We start from the raw sequence: 6,312 nt of genomic DNA, 5'->3' as shown, positions 1-6,312 counted from the left end.
GAATAAAATATGGTATTCTATTTTATATATATGATTAAACATATTGCTATTTAAAATATATAGTATATAATTTTTACAGTAAAAACAAGATATATGGATATATATTAATGTAATTGCAATAGAGGGGGATATATATATAAATATAGTCATTGACAAATAATTAGAAAATTAATATAAATAATATAGAACATTTAGTTAAAAGTATACAACATTTAGAGCGTTAAAGAATATTGTATATTACATATATGAAGTATGGGGGGACATATAAATGAAAATAAGAGTAGGTATTAACGGATTTGGAAGAATAGGAAGATCAGTGCTTAGAATTGCAGAAGAAAAATTAGATGGCGACATAGAAATAGTAGCAATAAATGCTAGAGCTAATGCAGAAACTTTGGCTCACTTATTTAAATATGATTCATGCTTCGGAAGATTTAACGGGGATGTAGAAGTAAAGGATGAGGCATTAATAATTAACGGAAAAGAAGTTAAAGTGTTACATGAAAACGCACCAAAAGACTTACCATGGAAAGAATTAAATGTGGACATAGTTATAGAATCTACAGGAAAGTTTAAAACAAGAGAAGAACTTAATGGACATATAGAAGCAGGAGCTAAAAAAGTTATATTAACAGCACCAGCTAAGGACGGAGCAGAAGATGTGACTATAGTAATGGGTGTTAATGAAAAGTGTTACGAAAATGATACACATCATATAATATCTAATGCTTCATGTACAACTAACTGTTTAGCACCAGTAGCTAAAGTGCTTGATGAAAAGTTTGGCATAGTAAAAGGTTTAATGACAACAATACATTCATATACTAACGATCAAAGGATATTAGATAAGACTCACAAAGATTTAAGAAGAGCTAGAGCTGCTGGAGAATCTATTATACCTACTACTACAGGAGCAGCAAAAGCTGTGGCAAAAGTTTTACCACAATTAAAGGGAAAATTAAATGGATTTGCTTTAAGAGTTCCAACTCCAACAGTTTCAATTACAGATTTGGTTTGCGAAATTAAGAAAAATGCAACTGCAGAAGAAATAAATGCAGCATTTAAAGAAGCTTCTCAAAAGGAGTTAAAAGGAATTCTTGGATTCTCAGATGAGCCACTTGTTTCAGTTGACTATAAGGGTGATGATAGATCAACTATAGTAGATGCTTTATCAACAATGGTAATAGGAGATAATATGATTAAGGTAGCAGCATGGTATGACAACGAATGGGGATATTCAACAAGAGTTGTTGATTTAACAAACTATGTTGCAAACGAAATTAAAAAATCTGAAGCAAAAAATGAACAAATGGCAGGATAATGCTAGTCTATATTGAATTAATATAGAGAACTAACTTTTAATTGCAACTTTTTTTATTTGAGGTTATCTTGATGCATCCCTTGTGGTGTGCCCTATGCGTGAGACGCATGGGGATTTTTTTTTAGGGAAAAGAAAATCAAAATATATAGGTTTTCCACCATTTTTCCACCGTAATTTTAAAATTTATATTAAAGAAGGGCTGAAGGTTATAGTATTACTTGAATAAGCTTTTATAAATATATTGTAATAAAATGTAATAGTGATATAATAATTGTATAGATGTAATTTTAATGAGGTGTATTGACATGAATAATATAGAATACATGAAAGAATTAAGTGAAAGACTCAAAGCATATTATAATGTAAGTTTTGATATATCTTTAAAAGACAGAAAATTTGAAATGTTTGCTAAGTTCAATAACAGAACTTCTAGGTATGTATTGATGAAAAAAAGTGAGATTTATGCTTTTGAAAATAATGAATTTATTTTCTATAAAAATGTAGAAAAATTAAGCAAGGAAGATTTATTTGAAATAAAAGATTTTGTTCAGAAAAACATAGAACATATAGTTAAAGTGAATGATGAACATATGAGTAGCACTATAACTTTTATATTCTGTGGAAATATTATATTAGATAAAGAAACCATAAAAGCTATACAAGGGTTTAGATATTATAAAAGTTTTCTTTGGGGCATAAAGGGCTGGGTCAATGTTAAATTTATCTTTGTTAATCCTGAAACTTGGGATATATATACTAATAAATATGGAGAGGGGGATAGGAAAAAGTTTTTATTTTGTATTTAAAAATTAAATAAAAGAGGGGGCTTATTTAATGAATTCTATTGTTTTAATCTTAAGTGCAATAATAATATTTTTACTAGCTTATAAGTCTTATGGTGGATGGCTCTTAAAGAAATGGGGAGTGGAGCCAAATAGACCTACACCAGCTCACACCAGAAATGATGGGGTTGACTATGTACCAGCTAAGGCTCCAATATTATTAGGTCATCACTTTGCATCTATAGCAGGGGCGGGCCCTATAGTAGGACCTATTGCTGCAGCTATATTTGGTTGGGTACCTGTATTTTTATGGATAGTCATTGGAAGTATATTCTTTGGCGGTGTTCATGATATGGGTTCATTATTTACTTCCATAAGATATGAAGGTAAATCTGTAGGTGAAGTTATAGAACACACTATGGGAAGAAGGGGTAAAAGATTATTTGCTATTTTTGCATGGCTTACATTATTGTTAGTAGTGGCAGCATTCACTAATATATGTGCCAATACATTTGTATCAGTGCCATCAGCAGCAACTTCTTCTTTATTATTTATGGGTTTAGCAGTTATATTTGGAATTTGTGTTTATAGAAGAGGATTTGGACTTGGAGTAAGTACTGTAGTGGGAGTTATATTGTTATTTGTATGTATATGGCTTGGAATGAAATTTCCTCTTAGCCTATCAAAGTCTACATGGCTTATAATATTATTAATTTATATATTTATAGCATCTGTAACACCAGTTTGGATATTATTACAACCTAGAGATTATTTAAATTCATTTTTATTATATGCTATGATGATTGGTGGATTTATAGGAATAGTAGTAATGCATCCAGCAATTAAATTAGCACCAGTAACATCTTTTAATGTAGGGGGTCAATATTTATTCCCTATGCTATTTGTAACTGTTGCCTGTGGTGCTATATCAGGATTCCACTCTTTAGTTGGTTCAGGAACATCTTCTAAACAATTAGATAATGAAAGAGATGTAAAGCTTATAGGTTATGGTTCTATGCTTATTGAAGGAGTTTTAGCAGTAGTTGCAATTATAACAGCAGCATATATTTCTAAAGGAGACCTGGCAGCACTTCTTAAAAATGGTGGTCCCGTAAACGTATTCTCTACAGGTCTTGGAACTTTTATGGATAGCTTTGGAATACCATTTGAGATTGGTAAAAGCTTCACGGCTCTTGCAATTTCAGCTTTTGCATTGACTAGTTTGGACACTGCTACAAGACTTGGAAGATTTATATTCCAAGAATTCTTTGAGTCCTACAAAGCTTCTGATAAAAAAGCAAATCCTTTAACTAATAGATTTGTTTCTACAGCTATAACAGTAGTGCTTGGTGGAGTATTAACATTTAAAGGTTGGGAAGCAATATGGCCATTATTTGGTTCTGCAAATCAATTGCTAGCAGCACTTGCCTTATTGTCATTGGCAGTATGGTTAAAAAAATGTGGAAAAGAGCACAAGATGGCTACAATACCAATGGTCTTTATGTTTGCAGTAACTTTAGCTGCATTGGGCTTAATGATAAAAGACAATTTAAAATTGGTAATAGCTGGTGAGTTTAGTAAGTATGGTGTTCTATTAATATTCTCAGTGTTATTAACTATTTTATCTATAGTATTAATAGTAGAGGCTATAAAATCATTAAATGATAAAACTACCTCTGTAGAGGAAAATTGCAAAGGCTAATAATTTTTATAGTAAATAATTTTCAATGATTAACTTAAGTTCAACTGAGATTTAGGTGAAGTTTAAACTTTATTTGAATTTCAGTTGAATTTGTTCATATATAAAAAGTTATGGTATGCAGTATTAGAAATGAAATTAGGTAATTATTAATATAGTAGTGTGATAATTCACTTTGTGTAATATTAAAATTACAGGATATTAGTAGTATAACATTCAAAAGGTAACTTATGAGCGGAGGTGGCTATAGTGAAAAAGGAGGATTTAAAGGAATTCTTAGAAAATTTAAAGTTGTTTTTTCAAGGGGCTACAGATTTTAATAGAAAGTCTAGAGGGATACTTCAAAAGGAAGCCAGTGAAGAGATGGACAACTTTATATTATTATGTTTTAGTGATCTTTTAGGAGTACCTCTTTCTATAAATTATTATACCTTGGAACTTCTTCCTTATATTGCAGAAGATATGGAAAATTGGCAGAGGAGAATGAATGATAGAAAAAGTATATGGGCAGAAAAGTGGGCGGATTATGATTTAGATGCTTAGAGGACAGGAAAAGGCAGGTGTTATAATGGATAAATTATTTTTTTTCGCAGGAAAGGGAGGGGTAGGTAAAACTACTTGCTCTTCAGCCTATGCACTTCGTTTAGCTATGCAAGGGAAAAAGACATTATTGGTATCTACAGATCCAGCACATTCTATTTCAGATATATTTGGAAGAAGCATAGGAAAAGAAATTGTAAACTTACAGGATAAATTAGATGCTTTAGAAATAGATGGAGATTATGAAAGTGAGAAATACATAAATAGTATAAAAGAAAATCTTAAGAATATAGTAAGTCCTGTTATTTTAAAGGAAATAAGTAGGCAATTAGATGCGGCATATATTTCACCAGGTACTCAGGAGTCCGCTATATTTGATAAAATGATAAATATAATAAATGAAAAATCAAAGGATTACCACTATATAGTATTTGATACGGCACCTACAGGGCATACTATTAGACTTTTATCACTTCCAGAGTTGTTGGGTAACTGGATAAATTTATTAATTGACAAAAGAGAAAAAATATTAAAACTTTCTAGTATGGCTGAAAATAATGGAAAAATAAATAAAAAAGTCTTCAGCAGCGATCCTATATTAAACATACTAAACAAGAGGAAAGAAAGTATAGATAGCGCAAAAAAGATATTATTGAACCACAATAATTTAAAATTTATATATGTATTAAATGCAGAGAGGCTCCCTATAGAGGAGACTAAGAAGGCAGTAAATATATTAGAGCAGTATGGTATAACTGTGGATACTATTATAGTAAATAGGCTCCTTCCAGAGAATATAAAAGACCAGTTTTGGGTTAATAAGAAAAACACAGAATTAAAATATTTAGAAGAAATAGAAGAGCATTTTAAAAGTAAAAACATTGTAAAAATATCTATGCTGGATAAGGATATGAAGTGTGATAATATAAATGAAATAGCAAATAACATAGATATATAGCTATGAAGTTAGATATATTTACAAATGTATTTAGGAGAAATATTTAAAATAAATAATAATTATTATTAATAAGTATTAAAAAGTAGTTGACAAACAATATTGAATGTTATATAATAAGGTCATAAGGTTGATAGTAACTAACGAAAAAATAAAATATAAATAATTATTAAATATACATGGAATTTGATAGGAGGAATTTTGTTATGAAAAAATTTGTTTGTACAGTATGTGGATATGTTTATGAAGGAGAAGAAGCTCCAGAAAAATGCCCTATATGTGGAGCGCCAAAGGATAAATTTGTAGAGAAAAAGGATGAAATTTCATGGGCAGATGAACATGTAATAGGAGTAGCTAAAGATGTGGATCCAGAAGTTATAGAAGGATTAAGAGCAAACTTTACAGGAGAATGTACAGAAGTTGGTATGTACCTTGCAATGAGTAGACAAGCTGATAGAGAAGGCTTCCCAGAAATAGCAGAAGCATATAAGAGAATAGCTTTTGAAGAAGCTGAACATGCTGCTAAATTTGCTGAATTACTTGGGGAAGTTGTAACAAACAGCACTAAGGAAAATTTACAAATGAGAGTAGATGCAGAGCATGGAGCATGCCAAGGAAAGAAAGATTTAGCAACACTTGCTAAAAAGTTAAATTATGATGCAATACATGATACAGTTCATGAAATGTGTAAAGATGAAGCTAGACATGGTTGTGCATTCAAAGGTTTATTGAACAGATATTTTAAATAATAGCAAACCCCAAAATTAATATATAAGAACACGTCCCAATAATCTTCCTCAATTTTTAAATAAAAGAGCTGACCTAAAGGTCAGCTCTTTTATTTAGAAATTTAAGATTTTACTAAAGTTTAAGGTAGTGGATATGAGTAAATAAAAAAGGTATGGAGAATTTTAAATCTCCATACCTTTTAAAATGCTCTTCTATTTCTTCTAAATATTTTAATTCTGTGTTTTTCTTATTAACCCAAAACTGGTCTTTTATATTCTCTGGAAGG

Annotated in this window: 6 protein-coding genes; all 6 read left to right on the top strand. The window is 30.3% G+C overall.

Annotation, left to right across the window (positions count from 1 at the left end; translation table 11 throughout):
- The first annotated feature begins 268 nt into the window (after positions 1-268).
- The 6 genes from gap (at position 269) to FGK85_RS14185 (ending at position 6,046) form a co-directional block, all read left to right on the top strand.
- Positions 269-1,321 carry a type I glyceraldehyde-3-phosphate dehydrogenase gene (gene gap, locus FGK85_RS14210; RefSeq protein ID WP_138207724.1) on the top strand — a complete coding sequence of 351 codons (1,053 nt, stop codon included), beginning with the start codon at positions 269-271 and terminating at the stop codon, positions 1,319-1,321.
- 305 nt (positions 1,322-1,626) lie between these two features.
- Complete coding sequence (locus FGK85_RS14205; protein ID WP_138207722.1) at positions 1,627-2,127, top strand: DUF8052 family protein; 501 nt, start codon at positions 1,627-1,629, stop codon at positions 2,125-2,127.
- A 28-nt stretch (positions 2,128-2,155) separates the two neighbouring features.
- Positions 2,156-3,805, top strand: coding sequence for a carbon starvation CstA family protein (locus FGK85_RS14200; RefSeq protein WP_138207720.1), 1,650 nt, complete (start codon positions 2,156-2,158; stop codon positions 3,803-3,805).
- 246 nt (positions 3,806-4,051) lie between these two features.
- The gene (locus FGK85_RS14195) at positions 4,052-4,345 is read left to right on the top strand and encodes a DUF7990 family protein (RefSeq protein WP_138207718.1); all 294 of its coding nucleotides are present in this window, start codon (positions 4,052-4,054) and stop codon (positions 4,343-4,345) included.
- Positions 4,338-5,300 carry an ArsA family ATPase gene (locus FGK85_RS14190; RefSeq protein WP_138207716.1) on the top strand — a complete coding sequence of 321 codons (963 nt, stop codon included), beginning with the start codon at positions 4,338-4,340 and terminating at the stop codon, positions 5,298-5,300. Before FGK85_RS14195 ends, FGK85_RS14190 begins: the two co-directional genes overlap by 8 nt.
- Positions 5,301-5,503: 203 nt before the next feature.
- The gene (locus FGK85_RS14185) at positions 5,504-6,046 is read left to right on the top strand and encodes an NADH peroxidase (protein ID WP_138207714.1); all 543 of its coding nucleotides are present in this window, start codon (positions 5,504-5,506) and stop codon (positions 6,044-6,046) included.
- The last annotated feature ends 266 nt before the right edge of the window (positions 6,047-6,312 follow it).

This window comes from Haloimpatiens lingqiaonensis (assembly GCF_901447495.1).
Lineage (GTDB): Bacteria > Bacillota > Clostridia > Clostridiales > Clostridiaceae > Haloimpatiens > Haloimpatiens lingqiaonensis.
The sequence above is the reverse complement of the archived record's forward strand: the minus strand, read 5'-3'. Positions and strand labels throughout refer to the sequence as shown.

Excerpts from the sequence above, each read along its gene's own strand:
- FGK85_RS14190 (WP_138207716.1), top strand. The coding sequence starts at position 4,338 with ATGCTTAGAGGACAGGAAAAGGCAGGTGTTATAATGGATAAATTATTT.
- gap (WP_138207724.1), top strand. The coding sequence starts at position 269 with ATGAAAATAAGAGTAGGTATTAACGGATTTGGAAGAATAGGAAGATCA.
- FGK85_RS14185 (WP_138207714.1), top strand. The coding sequence starts at position 5,504 with ATGAAAAAATTTGTTTGTACAGTATGTGGATATGTTTATGAAGGAGAA.
- FGK85_RS14205 (WP_138207722.1), top strand. The coding sequence starts at position 1,627 with ATGAATAATATAGAATACATGAAAGAATTAAGTGAAAGACTCAAAGCA.
- FGK85_RS14200 (WP_138207720.1), top strand. The coding sequence starts at position 2,156 with ATGAATTCTATTGTTTTAATCTTAAGTGCAATAATAATATTTTTACTA.